The following is a 19,029-nucleotide window of genomic DNA, read 5'->3' as shown; positions in this document are numbered from 1 at the left end:
TTTCCCTGTGGGAGCGAGCCTGCTCGCGAAGGCGGAGGATCAGATGCCTGCGATGTCACTGACACACCGCAATCGCGAGCAGGCTCGCTCCCACAGGGTCTGCGTTCCTCGCAACTACTACTGACTCCCACAGGGCCAGTTCAGGCCACATCCGAAGCCGCCGGCCACTGCCGCAACGAGATCGGCAGCTTGCGCGATTCGCCACGGCCCATCGGGAAGTACAGGAAGCCATTGCGCGCCAGCCGTTCGGCGTCGTACAGGTTGCGACCGTCGAAGATCACCGGGCTGTTGAGGCGCTGTTTGATCAGGTCGAAATCCGGGGCCTTGAACTGCTGCCACTCGGTGCAGATGATCAGCGCATCGGCGCCGCTCAGCACTGACTCGGGCGTGCCCATCAGCATCAGCTTCGACTCGTCCGGATAAAGATTCTGGGTTTGCTGCATGGCTTCCGGGTCAAACGCACGCACGCTGGCACCGGCCGCCCACAATTGCTCGAGCAGCACCCGGCTCGGCGCGTCGCGCATGTCATCGGTGTTGGGCTTGAACGCCAGCCCCCACAGTGCAAACGTCCTGCCGCGCAGTTCGCCCCGGTAGAAGGCGCTGATGCGTTCGAACAGCTTGTGCTTCTGGCGCTGGTTGATCGCCTCGACTGCTTGCAGCAAATCACTGGAGCAATGCGCCTGTTCGGCACTGTGAATCAACGCACGCATGTCCTTGGGAAAACACGAGCCACCATAGCCGCAACCCGGATAGATGAAGTGATAGCCGATCCGCGTATCGGCACCGATGCCCTGGCGCACCGATTCAATGTCTGCGCCCAGGTGCTCGGCGAGTTCGGCGATCTGGTTGATGAAGCTGATCTTGGTCGCGAGCATGCAGTTGGCGGCGTATTTGGTCAGCTCGGCGCTGCGCAGATCCATGAACATGATGCGGTCATGATTACGGTTGAACGGCGCGTACAAATCACGCATGACATCGCGTACTTCATCGCCTTCGCAGCCGATGACGATGCGATCCGGACGCCGACAATCGGCAACCGCCGAGCCTTCCTTGAGAAATTCCGGGTTGGAAACGATATCGAACTGCAGCAAGCGGCCGACCTTGATCAAGGCCTTTTCGATGTGGCTGCGCAAGGCGTCTCCCGTGCCCACCGGCACCGTGGATTTTTCCACCACAATCAACGGCTGCTCACGATGCCGGGCAATCGCCTCGCCGACCGCCAGCACATAACCCAGATCCGCTGAACCGTCTTCGCGCGAAGGTGTGCCCACGGCGATAAACGCCACACGCCCGTGCACCACTGCAAAGCGTTCATCGGTGGTGAATTGCAGGCGTTTCGACTCCAGCCCCTCGCGCACAAGACTGGCCAGCCCCGGTTCGAAGATGCTGACGTGGCCCTGGCGCAACAGCTCGACCTTCCTTGCATCGACGTCCATACACACGACATCGTGACCAACCTCGGCCAATACCGCCGCTTGCACCAGACCGACGTAACCGCTGCCAAACACTGTGATTTTCATGGCGCACTCCTGAGGGCTGTGTCCTGCTTCAGGATAAGAAGGCCATGTTTCAGTTCGCCTACCGGGTTGTTCGAGCCAGCAAGGGCAGACCGTTCGGGGAATGCCCGATTGACTTTTGCAGCTTCGAACGGCAGGTTGTCGGCCTTTCGCGGCAACCGTTGTTACTGAGTCATGCCGTTTTTTGTGTCTGATTTTCTGCGTTTATTGTTTTTGTTGATTCGTTTTCCATTTCAAGGCCGTTTCGTTTGAGTGATTTGTCGAGTACCCACCCCGCACCGTCCAATATCAATCCGCTGACCGTTTATCTGGCGCGACTGGCGCCTTCCAGCCAGTTGACCATGCGCTATGTTCTGCAAGATGCCGCCGACCGCCTCGGTTTCGAAGACGTCGATATCGAAGAGATTCCCTGGCACGGTTTGCAACCGGAAGATGTCGTCGCACTGGTCGCAGCACTGCGCGCCGACGGTTACGCGCCCAATACCTCATCGCTCTACGTGAATGCGGTGCGCGGCGTGATGAACGAAGCGTGGCGCATGAGCCTGATCACTCAGGATCACTTGCTGAAGATGCGTTCGGTGAAGGGCATTGCCGGCACGCGTCTGTCCCAGGGGCGCAATCTCAAGCGCACCTTGATTCACGAATTGATGGAAGTCTGCGCCGCCGACCCACGGCCGCAGGGTTTGCGTGACGCCGCGGTGATTGCGCTGCTGTACGGCACCGGCATGCGCAAGTCGGAATCGGTGGATCTGGATTTGAGTCAGGTCGACTTCCGCGAACGCAGCCTGACTGTCACCGGCAAAGGCAATAGACAGCTGATCAAATACGCCCCGGCCTGGGCGTTCGCCAAGCTCGATGCCTGGCTGGAGCTACGCCGCTCCCAGCTCAAGGAAGGCGAGGGCGACGATGCGTTTCTGTTCAACCGCATCCGCCGCGGCAACCACATCACCCGCGAGCGCATCACCAAACACGCGATTTACTACATCGCCCGTCAGCGTGGGACGCAGGTCGGGGTGAAAATCATGCCGCACGATTTCCGGCGTTCGTTCATCACTCGGGTGATCGAAGAACACGACCTGTCGATTGCGCAGAAGCTCGCACATCACAGCAATATCCAGACGACCGCCAGCTACGATGTGCGCGATGACAACGAGCGGCGGCGGGCAGTGGACCGCTTCGACTTGTGACGTGCATCAGCCCGGCGAAGGGCAATTGCGTGAACCCGTGGCGGCCTGAGTGATTTGCGCGGCAAGACGTTTGACGTTGTTCTGTTGCGCGGTCACCAGTTCCTCGATGCTCGGCCCCGAGGGGGTCTGCAAGACCGAGCGACAGGTCAGCAGCGCCGCGTCCGCCGCACCGAGTGGGCGCACCCGCCATTTCACGTCGATCAGTGCGTATTGGCCGGGCAGCGAATCGAAGCGCTGTACATCAAGGCGCACGGAGGCTCGCTGCTGGCCGACACCGCTGCTCAATTGATCGGTCAGCGCACCGCGCAATTCATCGGCCAGGGTGGCGCTCCACCAATCGGTTTCCAGAATCGCCACGCCGCTGTTGCCTTCGCGTATGACAATCTGCGCGCGATCGACCTGCGGCGGCACGCTGAGGCTTTCCACGGCGATGTCGACGCCGGTGCGGCTGGGGCCCGGTTGCGCCGGGGTCAGGGTGTGAAAGCTGATCGGATCGCTGCGGCACGCCGTCAGCAGTACGAACGCGGCGAGCACGGTGATCTTCAACGGTAAAACCATGGATGCAGCTCCTGTGCTCAATTGCGGGGCGGCCCTTTGAGGTCCAGCGGCGCGGCGTTGTCCGGGCGCCCGCGAATCAGTGATTCCGGGTGGCGACCGAGGTAATCCGACAGCTCACGCAAGGAGCGCGACATGCGCCCGAGTTCGTCGAGGGTCTCGGTGAGTTGCTCGCGTTGCGGGGAATCCTCGGCCAGGGTCGAATTGGCGGACTGCAAGGTCTTGCTGACGTCGGCGAGGGTGCTCTGCACGCCCGGCAGGGTCTTGCCGTTGAACTGCTGCAGACCTTTGCGCAGCTCGACCAGATTGCCGTCGAGGTTGCTGGCAATGCGTTCCACTGGCAGGGCATTGATCTTGTTGACCATCGCTTCGAGTTTTTCCTGCAATTGTTCCAGACTGCCGGGCACGGTCGGAATCGACACCGGACGCGCCGTTGGGTCGAAGGTCACTTTTTCGGCTTTGGGGAAAAAATCCAGCGCTACGTACAACTGCCCGGTCAGCAGGTTGCCGTTGCGGGCCTGGGCGCGCAGTCCATTGTCGATGAATGTACCCATCAGACGCACGCCGGCGGCTTCGTCGTTGGGGTCGTGTTTGAACGCCGTGAGCATTTTGCCGTAGGCCTGACCGAGCCGTTGCGGGTAAATGACGATGCCGACGTTCAGCGGGAAACTGCGTTTTTTCGCATCGAAATCCAGATTGATCGCCACTACCCGGCCAATCTCCATGCCGAGGAATTCCACCGGCGCACCGACCTTGAGCCCGCGCAGGGACTGGTCGAAACGCAAGCTCAGGTATTGCGCCTTGCCGTTGGGCGGGGCGAGGGCGGTTTGCTGGTCGGCGAACAGCTCAAAGTCCTTGTCCTCGGCTGCCGCCACATCGTTGGGGCTGTAATCCGGCGCACGGAAGGCGATGCCGCCCACCAGCATCGATGACAACGATTCGGTTTTGACCTGGAAACCGTTGGCACCGACGCTGACATCAATGCCGCTGGCGTTCCAGAACCGGGTGTTTTCGGTGACGAAAGCATCGTTAGGCGCATGGATGAACACTTCGATGTTCACGCCTTTACCATCCGGCGCCAGTGCGTAGGTGACGACCTGGCCGACCGGAATCTTGCGGTAGTAAACCGGCGAACCGATGTCCAGCGAGCCGAGATCCTGAGTGTGCAGCATGAAGCGCTTGCCGGGTTCGCCGTAAGTGATCGGCGGCGGATTTTCCAGTCCTTTGAAACGCTTGGCACGGTTGTTGGCCTGGCCAATGTCGGCGCCGATGTAATCGCCGGAGAGCAGGGTATCGATACCCGATACACCGCCGGCGCCGATACGCGGGCGCACCACCCAGAACTGCGAATCTTCGCGGGTGAAGCTCTCGGCCTGCTTGGCCAGTTTGATGGTGGCGTTGACGCTCTTCTGGTCATCGCTCAATTCGACATCAGTGACGTGACCGATTACCACGCTGCGGTACTTGACCTCGGTCTTGTTCGCCACCAGTCCGCTGCCGGTCTTGAAGTTGATCGTGATCGATGGCCCTTCCTGCATCGCGTTGTGCACCACCAACGAAATGCCCACCAGCACCGCCACGATCGGCACGATCCACACCAGCGAAATGCTGAAACGGCGGGTTTTGACCGGCGCCTGACCGGGTGCTCGTGTCTCGTCGCTGGCTGACGACTTCATCCATGTCCTCCTTCATTGATTTGGGCACTGAGCGTCAGGAACGCGAAAGCACTTCATCAATATAGAAGCGCTTGGCAATAGAGCAAATCTGTACACGCCTACGTCATTGACGCCTGTAGGAGCTGTCCAGTGAAACGAGGCTGCGATCTTTTGATCTTGCTTTTATAAGAGCAAGAGATCGTCCGATCGCGGCCCGAGCCTTCGGCAGCTCCAAGGCGTGTTGTCGACGCGGATTGCGGATTAACCAAGCATTTCCCGCAACCGATACCAGAACATACCCAACGCCAGCAGCGGCGAGCGCAGCGCCGGGCCGCCGGGGAAGGTCATGTGCGGCACACTGCTGAACACGTCCATGCCCTGGCTGTGCCCGGCATGAATCGCTTCGCCGAGCAATTTCGCGCACCAATGGGTGACGTTGAGCCCATGGCCGGAATAGCCTTGTGCATAGAACACGTTCGGGTGTTGCTTGAGCCGGCCAATCTGGGGGAAGCGGTTGGCGGTGATGCCGATTTTGCCGCCCCATTGGTAATCGATGCGCACATCGGCCAGTTGCGGGAAGACTTTGAGCATCTTCGGCCGCATATACGCGGCGATATCCGCCGGGTCGCGGCCTGAGTAATGACAAGCGCCGCCGAACAGCAAACGACGATCCGCCGAGAGTCGGTAGTAGTCGAGGCCGACCTTTTGATCGCACAGAGCCAGGTTCTGTGGGATCAACTGCGCGGCGCGGGCTTCGTCCAACGGCTCGGTGGCGATGATGTAACTGCCGGCGGGCAGCACTTTGCCGCTGAGTTTCGGCTCAAGCCCGTCCAGATGCGCGTTGCACCCGAGCACCAGACTGCCGGCACGAACCGAGCCCGTGGCGCAGCGCACCTCAGCGGTCGGGCCATGAAGGATTTCCAGCACCGCACTCTGCTCGTAGATCCGCACGCCAAGCGCTGCAGCGACACGCGCCTCACCTTGCACCAGATCCAGCGGATGTAAATGGCCCGAGCCCATGTCGACCAACCCGCCGGCGTATACACTGGCGTCGACCACTTGCTGGCGAATCTGCTCAGGCCCGATCAGGCGAGTTTCGTGGACGTAGCCGAGTTCATCGAGGCTGGCCTGTTCATGTGTGAACGCGGCGAATTGCGCGGCGGTGTTGGCCAGTTCGCAGAAGCCCCAGCGCAGTTCACAGTCGATGTTGTTTGCGGTGATGCGCTGGCGCACCAGTTCCACCGAATCGACGCCGGCGCGCTGCAGAGAGCGCACGCCGTCCTCGCCGACGTATCGGGCAAAGCCCTCGACCTCATGGCCGATGCCACGAATCAACTGGCCGCCATTGCGCCCACTGGCCCCCCAACCGATGCGCCGCGCTTCAAGCAACACCACCGACAGGCCGCGCTGCGCCAGTTCGATCGCCGTGTTGACGCCGGTGAAGCCGCCGCCGATCACGCAGACATCGGCACTCAAATCACCGTCCAGCGCAGGGTAGGGCACAGTCGCCCGTGCGGACGCGGCGTAATAGGAGCGCGCATGTTGTGAGCTGTACTGATTCATTTGTTCGACTTCACTTTGCTCCACGACCGGGTCATCAGTCGCATGATTGCCTGGGGCGAAGTAGAGGAAATGTAGAGTTTGTCGAGCACCGACTGCGGTGGATAAACCTCAGGGTTATTGACCAGTTCCGCATCCATGAACGGCTTGGCCGCCGGGTTCGGGTTGGCGTAGCCGACGGTGGCGCTGACCTTGGCGATCACTTGCGGATCGAGCAAGTAATTGATGAACGCGTGGGCCTCTTTGGCATTGCTCGCATCGGCTGGAATCGCCAGCAGATCGAACCACAGGTTGGCGCCTTCCTTGGGAATGGAATAGGCGATGTTGACGCCGTTCTTCGCTTCTTTCGCACGGTTGGCAGCCTGGAACACATCGCCGGAATAACCGAACGCTACGCAGATATCGCCGTTGGCCAAGTCCGAGACGTATTTGGAGGAGTGGAAATAGGTGATGTACGGGCGGATGCTCAGCAGCTTGGCTTCGGCCTTTTTATAGTCATCGGGATTTTCGCTGCGCGGGTCCATGCTCATGTAATTGAGGATTGCCGGGAAAACCTCGTCGGCGGAATCCATCATCGACACGCCGCACTGGCTGAGCTTTTTCAGGTTCTCGGGCTCGAACAGCACGGCCCAGGAATCGATGTGATCGATGCCGAGCACTTGCTTGACCTTGTCAACGTTGTAACCGATGCCGTTAGTGCCCCACAGGTAGGGAACCGAATGCTCGTTACCCGGATCGTTTTTTCCAAGCAATTCAAGCAGTTTCGGGTCGAGATTCTTCCAGTTTGTTAACTGCGAGCGATCCAGTTTCATGAATGCGCCGGCCTTCACCTGGCGGGCGAGGAAGTGGTTGGACGGCACCACCACGTCATAACCGGTGCGCCCGGCGAGGAGTTTGCCTTCGAGGGTTTCGTTGGAGTCGAAGACGTCGTAGATCACCTTGATCCCGGTCTTGCTCTGGAAGTCGGCGAGAGTGGTCTCGCCGATGTAGTCGGTCCAGTTGTAGACGCTGACCTGCGGCTCGGCGTGGACTGTGACGCTGAACAGCACGCTCAGCGCGACCGGGAGTATGGATTTCAATAGACGCATATCGACACCTCTTGGATTGTTGGATTTTTCAGGTGGTTCGCTATTCCTGTGGGAGCGAGCCTGCTCGCGAATGCGGTGCCTCAGGTGACATTGATAGTGACGGTGCTGACGCCTTCGCGAGCAGGCTCGCTCCCACAGGGTTTTGTGCAAATTTTGATTAGACGCTGAGCAGCAGGAACTCCCGTTCCCACGAGCTGATCACACGCTTGAAGTTTTCATGCTCGGCGCGCTTGACCGCCACGTAACCGCGGACAAATTTGCTGCCCAGGTACTCGGCCACTGTCGGGCAGTCCTCCATTTGCGTCAGCGCTTCTTCGATAGTGATCGGCAGGCGCAAATTGCGTCGCTCGTAAGCCCGGCCCTCGACCGCTGCGCTCGGTTCGATCCTTTCGACCATGCCGATGTAACCGCAGAGCAGGCTCGCGGCAATCGCCAGGTAGGGATTGGCGTCGGCGCCGGGCAACCGGTTTTCCACGCGCATCGACTCCGGTCCGGAAGTCGGTACACGCAGGCCCACAGTGCGGTTCTCTTCGCCCCATTCGACGTTGACCGGCGCCGAGGTGTCCGGCAGGAAGCGGCGGAACGAATTGACGTTGGGCGCGAACATCGGCAGGACTTTCGGGATGTACTTTTGCAAGCCACCTATGTGGTGACGGAACAGCTCGCTCATCTTGCCCTCGGCATCGGCGAAGATCGGCTGGCCGGTGGCGATATCCACCACGCTCTGGTGCAGGTGCATGGCGCTGCCAGGCTCGTCGCCAATTGGCTTGGCCATGAACGTCGCAGTCACGTTGTGCTTGAGCGCCGCTTCGCGCAGCGTGCGTTTGAACACGGTGATCTGGTCGGCCAGATCCAGCGCATCGCCGTGGCGGAAGTTGATTTCCATCTGCGCCGGGCCGTCTTCGTGGATCAGCGTGTCGAGATCCAGGCCTTGCAGTTCACACCAGTCATACACGTCTTCGAACAGCGGATCGAATTCGTTGGCGGCATCGATCGAGAATGACTGTCGACCGCTCTCGGCTCGGCCGGAACGCCCCAGCGGCGCCTTGAGCGGCAGATCAGGGTCTTCACAGCGCTGGGTCAGGTAGAACTCCATTTCCGGCGCGACAATCGGCTTCCAGCCTTTGTCCGTATACAGCTGCAGAACTTTCTTCAGCACGTTGCGCGGCGACAGTTCGATCGGGTTGCCGAACTTGTCGAAAGTGTCGTGGATAACGATGGCCGTCGGCTCGATCGCCCATGGGATGACATACACCGCATCCGAAACCGGCTTGCAAACCATGTCGATGTCGGCCGGATCGAGCAGATCGTAGTAGATGTCGTCGTCGACAAAATCCCCGGTTACCGTTTGCAGCAGCACGCTCTCCGGCAGTCGCATGCCGCGCTCGTGCAGGAACTTGTTGGTCGGTGCAATCTTGCCGCGGGCAATGCCGGTCAAGTCGCTGACCACACATTCGACTTCGGTAATCTTGTGATCTTTCAGCCACGTGAACAGCTGATCGAAAGGGGCATTCATAAAGACCTCGTTAGTGGTTTTGTAGACGCCGGGGAGGGCGGGTTTCATCTTCCGCCCCTTCCCCTGTGGCGCGTTGGCGACTATCTTGAGCGCGGCTTGGTTTTCCATCTATCCACTTTCAGCAGCACCAAAGCGCACCAAAAGAGTGCGCAAGGTCATCCCATGACAACGTGCAATCCGCTTCAGGTACAAGCGTTCAACACTGCCGATGTGGCCGAGCAAGTCCGCGCCACGCCGGGCTGGGTCCAGCATTACCAACAGATGTCGCCGGGCCATTTCGCCGGGCAGATTCGCTATCTCGATCTGCAAGGCGTCGAGGTCTACGAAGAGCAGATGAACACTCGGGTCGAGCAGAATTTCAGGGCGCCATCCGGTGCTCTGGCGTTCTGTTTCGATCGCAGCGACAACGCGCTTTATCTGCTTAATGAAGAGAGCCGCAACATCTGGATCACCCCGGAGAACTACCAGGAAATCGCCGTGGTATTCGGGCCGGAATTCGTCCGCGAGCAGGGTTTGCAAGTGGCGAAACTGGAAGGTTTGTTCATGGCGCCGCTAAACTGCGGGCAGAACGCTTTGTTCAGTAGCTGGTTAAGCTCGGTTCTCACGAAGTTGTCGCGAACTGCTGATCCACTTGATCAAGATCGCCTGACTCAGCAGTTGCTTGAGGACTGCCTGTTCATCCTCGATCACGCTCAAACCAGTCTCGATCGGGGCGGATTGCAGCGGCGCAACGACGAACGCCAAATCATGAAACGAGTAGGGGAGTGGGCGGCTGATTCGCCGGAAGACACGGTCAATCTGCTCGAACTTTCCCACGTTGCCGGCGTATCGCTGCGGCAGTTGCAACAGGCCTTCAAAGCCTATACCGGGATGACCCCAAGTCATTGGCTGCGTCTGCGCCGCCTGAACAGCGCGCACCGCGAATTGCTCAAACGCAAACCCACTGAAACCACGGTGGCTGAAGTGGCGATGCGCTGGTCATTCTGGCATCTGGGACGATTTTCCAGCAGTTACCGGGCGCTGTTCAAAGAGCTGCCGAGCGAGACGCTCAAGCGTTGATCAGTGCTAACAGCATTGATAATCCGGTGCAAAGAATCGGTGTTTGTCCTTGAAAGAGCGGCACCGGCACCGGCACCGCTGCAATGTTCAGAAGATGAACTTGAACAAGGCAATCACCACGATCAGGCCGATCAGGAAAATGATACCAACGGTGCCGCCAAGGAATTTCAACATAAGAACGCTCTCATCGAATGGGCTTGATTTTTCTAGACCACCATCGAATACGCTCGTTTCGTAAATTTTCGCTGAATCGCGCGGAGGGCTACCGGCAAGCCGTGTTTGTCTCCGCTGAGTTTCCTGACACCTGGCAGATACTCAGCAATCCTCGTGGGAGCGAGCCTGCTCGCGAAGAGGCCGGCACAGTCGATATCTTCATCAATTGTGTCATCGCACTCGCGAGCAGGCTCGCCCCGATTTGATCTGCAGCGGACATAGACTCGTTTAGAACTTGAAGCGTCCCACCAGGCCCTTGAGCTGCCCGGAAATATCGGTCAAACGACCTGAGCCGGTCTGCGCCGAGTGCGCATATTCTTCCACGAGCTGGGCATCGGTATGGATCTGCGCGATGTGCCGATTGATGTCTTCGGCCACCTGGTGTTGTTCTTCGGCGGCCGTGGCAATCTGGGTGTTCTGGTCGCGAATCGAGTCCACCGAGTGGCGGATTTTGTCGAAACTGTCGCGGGCCTGCTGGATGCGATCGACACTGGTCTGCGACACCTGCAGGCTGCTTTGCATCTGTTGGGTCACTTCCTGGGTGCGGCGGGCGAGGTTGCCCAGCAGGCTGTCGATCTCGCCGGTGGAGTCGGCGGTGCGGCGCGCCAGGGCCCGGACTTCGTCGGCCACCACGGCGAACCCGCGGCCCTGGTCACCGGCGCGGGCGGCTTCGATGGCGGCGTTCAGGGCCAACAGGTTGGTCTGTTCGGCAATCGAGCGAATGGTGTCGAGGATGGTGTTGATGTTCTTGCTGTCCTGTTCCAGCGCCTGCATGGTCTGGGTCGACTTTTGCAGATCCTCGCTCAGGCGCAGCACGCTGCCAGTGGCTTCGCCGATGTGATGCTGGCCGTCGTGCACGTCGCGGTAGCCCTCGTCGGCACTCGAGGCGGCCTGGCTGCAGGAGCGGGCCACTTCGTTGGCGGTAGCGACCATCTCGTTGAACGCGGTGCTCACCAATTCCACTGCCTGCCGCTGGCGCCCGGCAGCGTCGTTCATGTTCCGGGCCACGTGGCTGGTGTCGGCCGCGGCGGTTTGCAGGTCGGAAGAGGCGCTGCCGATGCGTTGCATCAGTTGCGCGATCATTCCCAGGAACTGGTTGAACCAGCCCGCCAGGGTGGCTGTTTCGTCCTTGCCTTGCACCGTGAGTTTGCGGGTGAGGTCGCCTTCGCCTTCGGCGATTTCCTGCAGGCCATTGGCGACGCCGCGAATCGGCCGCACGATCACGCTGGCGAAACTGGCACCGACGATAGCGAAGATCACGGCCAGCGCGAAGGCGATGCCAGCGATCAACCAGGTCAGGCTGGAGGCCTCGGCCATCACTTCGTCGCGCTTGATCAGGCCGATGAAGCGCCAGCCCAGGCCTTTGGAACTGACCACATTGGCCATGTAGGGCACGCCGTCGATTTCGATCTGGGTCACGCCATCGCTGCTTTTGGCCAGCTCGGCATAGTTGGGGCCCAGGTCGGCCAGGGGCTTGAAGTTGTGCTTGGCATCGCTGGGATCCACCAGGACGTTGCCGCTGGCTTCCACCAGCATCAAGTAGCCGCTGTTGCCCAACTTGATGTTTTTGACCAGTTCGGTCAGTTGTTTGAGCGAGACGTCCAGGCCGACCACGCCCACCAGCTTGCCGGCGGCATCGGAGACCGTGTGGACAATACCGATCAGCGACACATCGTCCGGTGCCCAATAATAGGCGTCGGTGCGCACGGTATTGCCCGGCGAGGCGATCGCCGCCTTGTACCAAGGGCGCGCACGCGGGTCGTAGTTGGAAATTTTTGGATCATCCGGCCAACTGGCATAACCGCCATCAGCCAACCCGATGGACAGGTAGGCAGTGGTGGGGTGGCTCTTGGCGAACCGGTCGAAGATATCCAGCAGTTGCTTGTTGCTCTCGGGCAGCGGGATTTGGGCCGCGTCGGCGCTGGAATAGTTTTTCAGGTCCTTGGCCGCGACGATCCGCGGGTCCTTGGCGAAGAATTCGACGTTCTGGCTGATGCCATCGAAGAACTGCTTCATGCCGTTGTCGATCTGGCGGATTTCCCGGCCACTGCTATCGAGGAAGCTGGCTTGTGCCGCATCGCGCAGGTTCAATACCACCAGCACGGCCACCAGGATAACCGGCAGGCAGGCAATGGCCGCGAACGCCCATGTCAGCTTCTGTTTGATATTCATGACTTCTCCCGCAGGTTTTATAGGTATTGGAACGGCAGAAAAGCAGTAGGGGTGAGCATCAGAAAATTCTGAAGGGGAATTCGACCATGCCTACCTTGAGCGTATCGACTGAATCGCGGCGCGCTTTAGGCCGTTCGGCGCTTGCCGGGTCAATTGGTTCGCCGCGCCGAGGCAATGGCAGCCAGCGCGACGAGTCTGGGGGGATATTGCGAGGCAGCCTCAGCGCAAAACATGCTGCGCCAGCGCTGTCAGCGTGAGACAAGCTGCGCCAAAACTTCTTTCAATGACACCCGGCCTTTGCGCGGGATGCCTTCAAAGCGAATCCAGCCCTTATTGAAACCATGGAGCATCTGGATGCGCGGATGGGGGTTGCTCATGCCCTGAGAGCGAAACAATGCCTCCCAGCTCTCGCTGGGTATCACGTCCATTTTTACCGGCTTATTCAGCAGATCGGATAATGTCGCCGCGATGTCATTTGGCGTGACCTGCTGCTCGGATTCCAGCTCCACGATTCGTTTGCCATACCAGTTCTCTTGCAGCAACTCTGCGCTAACTCTACCGACGTCAGCAGTCGCGATCATGGGAACTGGCTTATCCAACGGCTGAAGGAAGCTCGGGATCACGCCATTGCTCTTTGCTGGCTCAATATCCCAAAAACTGTTTTCCATAAACCAGGCTGGACGCAAGAATGTGATCGGCAGATCCAACGTGGCCAAGCGTTGTTCCAGGATTTGAAGCTGATTCAGCAAGTTAAACTCGGGCGCTTGTGCGCCAATTGTGGAGATACACACTATCTTTTCAGGCTTGGTTATTTCCAGCGCTGAGCGCAGGTTCTCGATGATATAGCGGGATTCAGTAAAGCCGTCGGATGGATCGAAGTTGGGAGGCAGTAAAATAAAAACGCCGGTGCTGTCAGTAAATGCGCCGGTCAGTGCACTCAAATTATTAGCGTCTGCAACCGAGACCTCACATCCCTTGGCAGCCCATTCTTTGCCTTTTTCAGCGTCACGGACCAAAACCCTGACTCGCTTATTGGCAGCCAACAAATGGCGGGCAACTTCCGCACCTACCTGGCCCGTTACGCCCATTATCGTATACATAGCAATTTCTCTGAAAGAGCGGCCCATTGCCGCGATGAGCGAATTATCGCGTTAGTTTCGAGCTTCTTCGATATCATGAGTATCATTGGATTTATGACGGAGATTCATTAATGAGTTTTGACGGGCGCTTGGTCAGCGGTATGGGCGTGCTCTCAGCCGTGGTTGATAGCGGGAGCTTCGTGAAAGCAGCGCAGGCCTTGGATATGACCCAATCGGGCGTTAGTCGGGCCGTCGCACGTCTAGAAGCGAGATTAGGCATTCGCTTGTTTGACCGGACAACACGCTCAGTAAAACTCACAGATGAAGGGCGTCGGCTGTATGAAGAAATAGCGCCACTGCTCGCCGGATTGGAGGAAGCGGCGACGGTGGCCTCTGGCAGTGCAACCGCAGTGCGTGGAAGGCTTCGCGTGAACGTCGACCCCTATTTCTCCAGACTTATCCTGGCCCCCGCCCTCGGAAGTTTCATGGCTACCTACCCCGACATCGAGCTCGATCTCGTGACTCGAGATCAAATGGGGGATTTGATTGCAGACGGGGTTGACTTGGCTGTGCGCTTTGGCGAACAACCATCTTCCACATTGATAGGCAGGCAGTTGCTGCAAACACGAGTACTCACGGTAGCTTCCCCGGCATATCTTAAAAAGCACGGTCGCCCCCTACACCCATCAGAGCTTGAAAGCTCGGACCATGTGTGTGTCGATTTTCGAAACCCTCAAACCGGCAAACCGTTCATTTGGGAATTTCATCGAGGGCAAGAGCGTGTAAGTGTCAAAACGCACGGAAGGCTAATGGTCAATGACGTAGGCACAATGCATCGAATTTGCGAGGAGGGGCAGGCGGTAGCCCAGGTTTTGGAATTAGGTGTAGAGGCCGCGCTGCGCGAGGGACGGCTTATCGAAATGTTTCCGAATTGGTCCGATGAATATTTTCCACTCTACGCTTTGTACCCGTCACGGCACTTGCCGCCAGCAAAGGTGCGGGCATTTCTTGAGTTTGTGGTAGCTCTTAGTCGGTGAGAAAACCTCTATGATTGAAATCTCTTGATGTCCGCTTGAATCGTAGAATTAACAGTGACGTTAATAGGTAGGTGGGGGCAGGGCACTGGGTGCTGTGGAGCACAACCCTTCATCATCCGTTGATCCTTAATAATTTTCCGTGCGGCAAATCAGCATATAACTCAACTAAATTACCATTTAGTCTAGTTATAATCAGAGCGCATATGAAAGAAGGGGAGATAAAGCTTACCGGCTGATCCGCCCAACCACTAGAAGAGCCTGAAAATCAGCCTGAGCAGCTTTCTGGGCTCTTCGATCTGGTAGAACCGTCATTAAATGGACGTCAATAACGTCCTGTGTCTCTTTAGCTGCCAGATCTCCGAACAACCCGACGAACTGTTTCAAGCGATTCACTTCGGAAAACCGTTTGCCAGGCTGCGGCTCGTAGCTTCACTGAAGAAGTCGGCTTTGTCCAAGAACTGGGATGGGAGTTCGAACGTAATAGCCGATGCCAATCAATTGAGCTAGAAGCCTAGCGCTGGACTTGCGTCCAAGCTTCCTTTGGCGTTTGTCGTTGAGCCAAACGGAATTGTGATGAGTGCGGCTGCGGCAGTAGCCACGGCGCTGATTGCATCCCAGTCGATTATTCCATTCTGTACAAAGCCACATGCGATTTTTCCGTCAACTGGTGAAGCAAAGTTTGTCGGGCCGTATTCAAGCATGCGGTGGCAAGCATCGCTAAGCTGAAAGCAGGACGCGTCGCAGGCTTGAAATCTGATCACCAGACCACCCCAACTCCGCATATAATGGTACGCATAATGTATATTATGTTAAATTGTGTATCACACTACTCGCCACTGTATTTGTCGTAGCCGCCTCCACCAACCTGTAGCCTCGGTTTCAGAAATCCAGAGCTTCAACCCAGAATACGAATTCAAAACAAGGCTTTCGGCACATGAGTGCTGCCTCAAGAATCAGGAAAAACAGTTGATTGGATTCATAACCCTCAATCATCAAGCCGTCGTGGGTGATGTCGTCGAGACTGCGAAATCCGGATCACTTTCGATCCTGCGGATCATCCACCGCGAGGACCCAACCACACTGATTTGTGAAAAGTCCATGGAATAGCCTAGCCCTGTCGGCTGTCGGCTGTCGGCGCCAATGTGCTGCATCATTGATCTTTCGTCCCACAACCAGTAAAAAACTGTCTTCCCTTTCCGCCCTTGCAAGGAGCTGCGGATGCTTGAGCTCACCACGCAACGCCTGGACCTGCGCACGATGGTCGAATCCGACTGGCCGCTGTTCCTCAGGCTGCATTCCGAGCCGCAAACCATGCAGTATGTGTTCGGTGAAATCGCCGAGGACCAGGTGCGCAAAGGCTTCGAGCACCGGCTTCCGGTCTGGGGGCCGCAGTCGGATCACTGGTTGTGTCTGGTGGTGATCGACAGGGCCAGCGGGCAGGAACTGGGCGTGACAGGATTCCGCATCCTGTCGCCGGGGCATGCCGAGGTGGGTTGCCTGCTGTTGCCCGAGCATCAGGGCAAAGGCTTTGGCACCGAGTCGCGGCAGGCGATCATCGAATATGCCGCCGCCATCGGCCTGGACTCGTTGGAGTCGACCGTGACCGACGGTAATATCGCGTCCTGCAAGGTTTTGGAGAAATGCGGTTTTGTATTCGAGCGCCGCGTGCCGCAGGCCTATCAGATTGGAGATCGGTGGTTTGACGACCTGATCTACCGTTATCAAATCAGCTGACCCGTTTTATCAGCGACCGCCAAGGAGTGCCTCGTCGTGAATCCTTATCAGTGCCTGCCACCCCGCGCTTTCTGGCGCACCGCCGTGGCTGACAAGCCCGGGCTGAACATCGATCAACTGTGGACGCCACAATTCGAGATCGGCAACAAGGACGCCATCGTCACCGCCGGCTCGTGTTTCGCCCAGCACATCGGCCGGGCGCTGGTGGAGCGCGGCATGAACTGGCTGGATGCGGAACCGGCCCCGGCCGAATTGCCCGAAACGGACTGGAAGACCCGCAACTATGGGATTTTCTCGTTTCGCACCGGCAATCTGTACACCCCGGCGATGCTGTGCCAATGGCTGAAATGGGCGCTCGGCGTGAGCCTGCCACCTGACGAAACCTGGGCCCATGACGGGCGTTTCTTCGATCCATTCCGCCCCGCCGTGGAACCCGACGGTTTTGCCAGCGAGGACGCGCTGTTCGCCTCGCGCGAAGCCACCCTCGATGCCATCCGCACCGCCCTGCGCCGCGCCAAAGTGTTCGTGTTCACCCTGGGTCTGACCGAAGCCTGGCAGAACCGCCAGACCGGTCTGGTGTATCCCATGTGCCCCGGCACTGTGCGCGGCACCTTCGATCCGCAGCTGCACAGCTTCTGCAACTTCGGCTTCATGGACACCTATGGCGACATGGTCAGGGCGCTGGAGTTGATGCGTTCGATCAACCCGCAACTGCGTCTGCTGCTCACCGTGTCACCGGTGCCCCTGACGGCAACCGCCACGGGCGAGCATGTGCTGAGCGCCACCACCTATTCCAAATCAGTCCTGCGCGCCGTCGCCGGGCAGCTGTGCGAAGACCTGCACGACGTCGACTATTTCCCCTCCTACGAAATCATCACCGGCACACCTTTCAAAGGCGCGTTCTACCAACCGAACCAGCGGGAAGTCACGCCTGAAGGCGTGGCGTTTGTCATGCGGCAGTTTTTCGCCGGGCTCGATGCGGTTCAACCGCTGCAGACGCCGGCCAGCGTTGCCTCCACCTGCGTGTCCAGTGAGGAGCTTGTCTGTGAAGACGCCGTGCTCGATTATTACGCCTAGGTTTCTGCTGCTGGGCGATTCCCATGCCGGGGTCATCGGCAAGGCGGCGCAGGCCCGCGAGTTGCCTTTCAGTGGCGGCCCGCTGGGCACCGGCCGGGATTTCGCGGTGGATTTTTTCAGCCTGACCCGTCATGACGTGGTGTTTCGGGACGTGGAGATGGAGCGCCTGTATCGCCAGGCCCTTGAGCCATTCGAAGTACCGCAACTGGCGGAGGTCGGGGTGCCGCTGGTGAGTACCATCGGCCTGAGCCTGCACTATCTCGCCACTGCGCCGAACTGGACCTGCTACCAGACGCCGGACGGCCAATTCGACGAAGGTTTTCTCTGTGGGCCGCTGTTCGAGTCCATCATCGACACCTTGTCCCGGCCTGCGCTGGCGTTCTATGAACAGGCCCGGGCGATGAACCTCAAGGTGTTCGCCGTGCTGCCGCCGCAGCGGGTGCCGGAGCTGGCCGACCGACGCGTGTTCATGGCCGCGCAGGCGCTGCTGATCGAGCGCCTGCAAGGAGTCGGCGTCGAGCTGATCGACGTGCGCGCGGCGGCGAATGACGAGCTGGGTTTTCAGCTTGCGGCGTACTGCGAGGTGGATGACCCGTTGCACGGGAATCTGGCGTTCGGCAAGTTGATCGTTGAGCAACTGCTCAGACAAGGCCTGTGAATCAGCGGTGGGAACGGCGCCCTCTCCCACCGGTTTTTTAGACTCAAGCCTTGGGCTGCGTCCCCAGAATCGTCACCCGCTCGCCATACCGCGAGTGCGGGAAATAATCCCAAACCGCATGGTGCTGGGTGCAGCGGTTGTCCCAGAACACCAGGCTGTTCGGCGTCCAGCGCACACGGCAGCTGAGGACCGGTTCGCGGGCTACCAAATCGAACAGCATGTTCAACAGCACCTGGCTTTCACCACCGGACAACTGAACGATGTGGGAGGTGAACCCGGAATTGACGAACAGCGACTTGCGCCCGGTTTCCGGGTGGCGAACCACCACCGGGTGTTCGGTTTTCGGCAGATTGGCCGGCGCCTCATAGCCCTTCCACGGAATCGCACCGTCATGGATCGCGGTCAATTCGCCAAGAAACTGCTGCATCGTCGGCGACAGCATTTCCAGCGCCAGGTGCATGTTGGCGAACAGTGTGTCGCCGCCGGTGCCGATGGCCGGGGTTTCCTTGATGTACAGCATCGAGCCCATGGACGGCGCCAAATCGGCGGTGCCGTCGGTGTGCCAGGTTTCGCCGGCCACGTAGCGCGATTGCGCATTGGCGCGGATCACCACCAGCTCCGGGTCATCGCCATCGATGTCTTCCACCGGCAGGGCCCTCAGTTCACCGAACAGCCGGCCAAACGCCTTGTGTTCGTCCACCGTCAGGTGCTGATCGCGGAACACCACCACGTGGTTCTCCAGAAAGGCCCGGCGGATTTCCGTGAGCTGCTCGTCGCTCAGCGGCTGCGAAAGATCGACGCCGCCGATCTCGGCGCCGATGATCGGCGTGATCCGCTCGACCGTGATGTGCTGATACGGCGCGCGCCGTTCGGCGGCGATGCGTTCGATTGCCTTGAGTGCCAACTGATCCATGTTCCCTCA

The 19,029-nt window shown here is 59.0% G+C and carries 15 protein-coding genes and 2 pseudogenes; 6 read left to right on the top strand and 11 right to left on the bottom strand.

Annotated features, from left to right (window positions below; all coding sequences use genetic code 11):
* Positions 1-140 precede the first annotated feature (140 nt).
* Positions 141-1,520, bottom strand: coding sequence for a UDP-glucose dehydrogenase family protein (locus VNV36_RS22265; RefSeq protein WP_325720590.1), 1,380 nt, complete (start codon positions 1,518-1,520; stop codon positions 141-143).
* A gap of 245 nt (positions 1,521-1,765) precedes the next feature.
* Between VNV36_RS22265 and VNV36_RS22260 the strand changes: the two genes are divergently transcribed.
* Entirely contained in the window at positions 1,766-2,704 is a 939-nt protein-coding gene (locus VNV36_RS22260; RefSeq protein WP_325720588.1) for a site-specific integrase, read from the top strand.
* Positions 2,705-2,710: 6 nt separating this feature from the next.
* Here VNV36_RS22260 and VNV36_RS22255 read toward each other — a convergent pair whose 3' ends face one another.
* The 5 genes from VNV36_RS22255 to VNV36_RS22235 all read right to left on the bottom strand — a co-directional run bounded on the left by VNV36_RS22255 (position 2,711) and on the right by VNV36_RS22235 (position 9,078).
* A complete protein-coding gene (locus VNV36_RS22255; protein ID WP_325720586.1) occupies positions 2,711-3,262 on the bottom strand; it encodes a PqiC family protein in 552 nt (183 codons plus the stop codon).
* 17 nt (positions 3,263-3,279) lie between these two features.
* Positions 3,280-4,935: a PqiB family protein gene (locus VNV36_RS22250; protein WP_325720584.1), complete on the bottom strand. Its 1,656-nt coding sequence runs from the start codon at positions 4,933-4,935 to the stop codon at positions 3,280-3,282.
* A 240-nt stretch (positions 4,936-5,175) separates the two neighbouring features.
* The gene (locus VNV36_RS22245; RefSeq protein WP_325720582.1) at positions 5,176-6,477 is read right to left on the bottom strand and encodes an NAD(P)/FAD-dependent oxidoreductase; all 1,302 of its coding nucleotides are present in this window, start codon (positions 6,475-6,477) and stop codon (positions 5,176-5,178) included.
* Complete coding sequence (locus tag VNV36_RS22240; RefSeq protein ID WP_325720580.1) at positions 6,474-7,562, bottom strand: polyamine ABC transporter substrate-binding protein; 1,089 nt, start codon at positions 7,560-7,562, stop codon at positions 6,474-6,476. Before VNV36_RS22240 ends, VNV36_RS22245 begins: the two co-directional genes overlap by 4 nt.
* A 157-nt stretch (positions 7,563-7,719) precedes the next feature.
* Positions 7,720-9,078, bottom strand: a complete 1,359-nt coding sequence (locus VNV36_RS22235) for a glutamine synthetase family protein (RefSeq protein WP_325720578.1) — start codon at positions 9,076-9,078, stop codon at positions 7,720-7,722.
* 162 nt (positions 9,079-9,240) lie between these two features.
* Here VNV36_RS22235 and VNV36_RS22230 point away from each other — a divergent pair, with 162 nt between their 5' ends.
* The gene (locus VNV36_RS22230; protein WP_325720576.1) at positions 9,241-10,137 is read left to right on the top strand and encodes a helix-turn-helix domain-containing protein; all 897 of its coding nucleotides are present in this window, start codon (positions 9,241-9,243) and stop codon (positions 10,135-10,137) included.
* 87 nt (positions 10,138-10,224) lie between these two features.
* Here VNV36_RS22230 and VNV36_RS25940 read toward each other — a convergent pair whose 3' ends face one another.
* The 4 genes and pseudogenes from VNV36_RS25940 to VNV36_RS22215 all read right to left on the bottom strand — a co-directional run bounded on the left by VNV36_RS25940 (position 10,225) and on the right by VNV36_RS22215 (position 13,622).
* The gene (locus tag VNV36_RS25940; RefSeq protein ID WP_442087941.1) at positions 10,225-10,311 is read right to left on the bottom strand and encodes a small membrane protein YohP; all 87 of its coding nucleotides are present in this window, start codon (positions 10,309-10,311) and stop codon (positions 10,225-10,227) included.
* A gap of 267 nt (positions 10,312-10,578) precedes the next feature.
* Positions 10,579-11,115 (bottom strand): annotated as a pseudogene (locus VNV36_RS25855) (methyl-accepting chemotaxis protein); the annotation flags it as partial.
* A 324-nt stretch (positions 11,116-11,439) separates the two neighbouring features.
* A pseudogene (locus VNV36_RS25850) lies at positions 11,440-12,522 on the bottom strand (cache domain-containing protein); the annotation flags it as partial.
* 248 nt (positions 12,523-12,770) lie between these two features.
* On the bottom strand, positions 12,771-13,622 hold the full coding sequence (locus VNV36_RS22215; protein ID WP_325720570.1) for an NmrA family NAD(P)-binding protein: 852 nt from the start codon (positions 13,620-13,622) through the stop codon (positions 12,771-12,773).
* 110 nt (positions 13,623-13,732) lie between these two features.
* Between VNV36_RS22215 and VNV36_RS22210 the strand changes: the two genes are divergently transcribed.
* From VNV36_RS22210 to VNV36_RS22195, 4 genes are all read left to right on the top strand, one after another.
* Entirely contained in the window at positions 13,733-14,638 is a 906-nt protein-coding gene (locus tag VNV36_RS22210) for a LysR family transcriptional regulator (protein ID WP_325720568.1), read from the top strand.
* A 1,218-nt stretch (positions 14,639-15,856) separates the two neighbouring features.
* Positions 15,857-16,372, top strand: a complete 516-nt coding sequence (locus tag VNV36_RS22205) for a GNAT family N-acetyltransferase (RefSeq protein WP_325720566.1) — start codon at positions 15,857-15,859, stop codon at positions 16,370-16,372.
* A gap of 36 nt (positions 16,373-16,408) precedes the next feature.
* On the top strand, positions 16,409-17,449 hold the full coding sequence (locus VNV36_RS22200; RefSeq protein WP_325720565.1) for a GSCFA domain-containing protein: 1,041 nt from the start codon (positions 16,409-16,411) through the stop codon (positions 17,447-17,449).
* A complete protein-coding gene (locus VNV36_RS22195; RefSeq protein ID WP_325720564.1) occupies positions 17,418-18,107 on the top strand; it encodes a hypothetical protein in 690 nt (229 codons plus the stop codon). The genes VNV36_RS22200 and VNV36_RS22195 overlap by 32 nt, the downstream gene beginning before the upstream one ends.
* A 43-nt stretch (positions 18,108-18,150) precedes the next feature.
* On the opposite strand, the gene VNV36_RS22190 is transcribed toward VNV36_RS22195, so the two are convergent.
* Positions 18,151-19,020, bottom strand: coding sequence for a TauD/TfdA dioxygenase family protein (locus VNV36_RS22190; protein WP_325720562.1), 870 nt, complete (start codon positions 19,018-19,020; stop codon positions 18,151-18,153).
* Positions 19,021-19,029: the final 9 nt, after the last annotated feature.

The organism is Pseudomonas sp. (assembly GCF_035554175.1).
Taxonomy (GTDB): Bacteria; Pseudomonadota; Gammaproteobacteria; order Pseudomonadales; family Pseudomonadaceae; genus Aquipseudomonas.
This window is presented reverse-complemented; position numbering and strand designations above follow the sequence as displayed.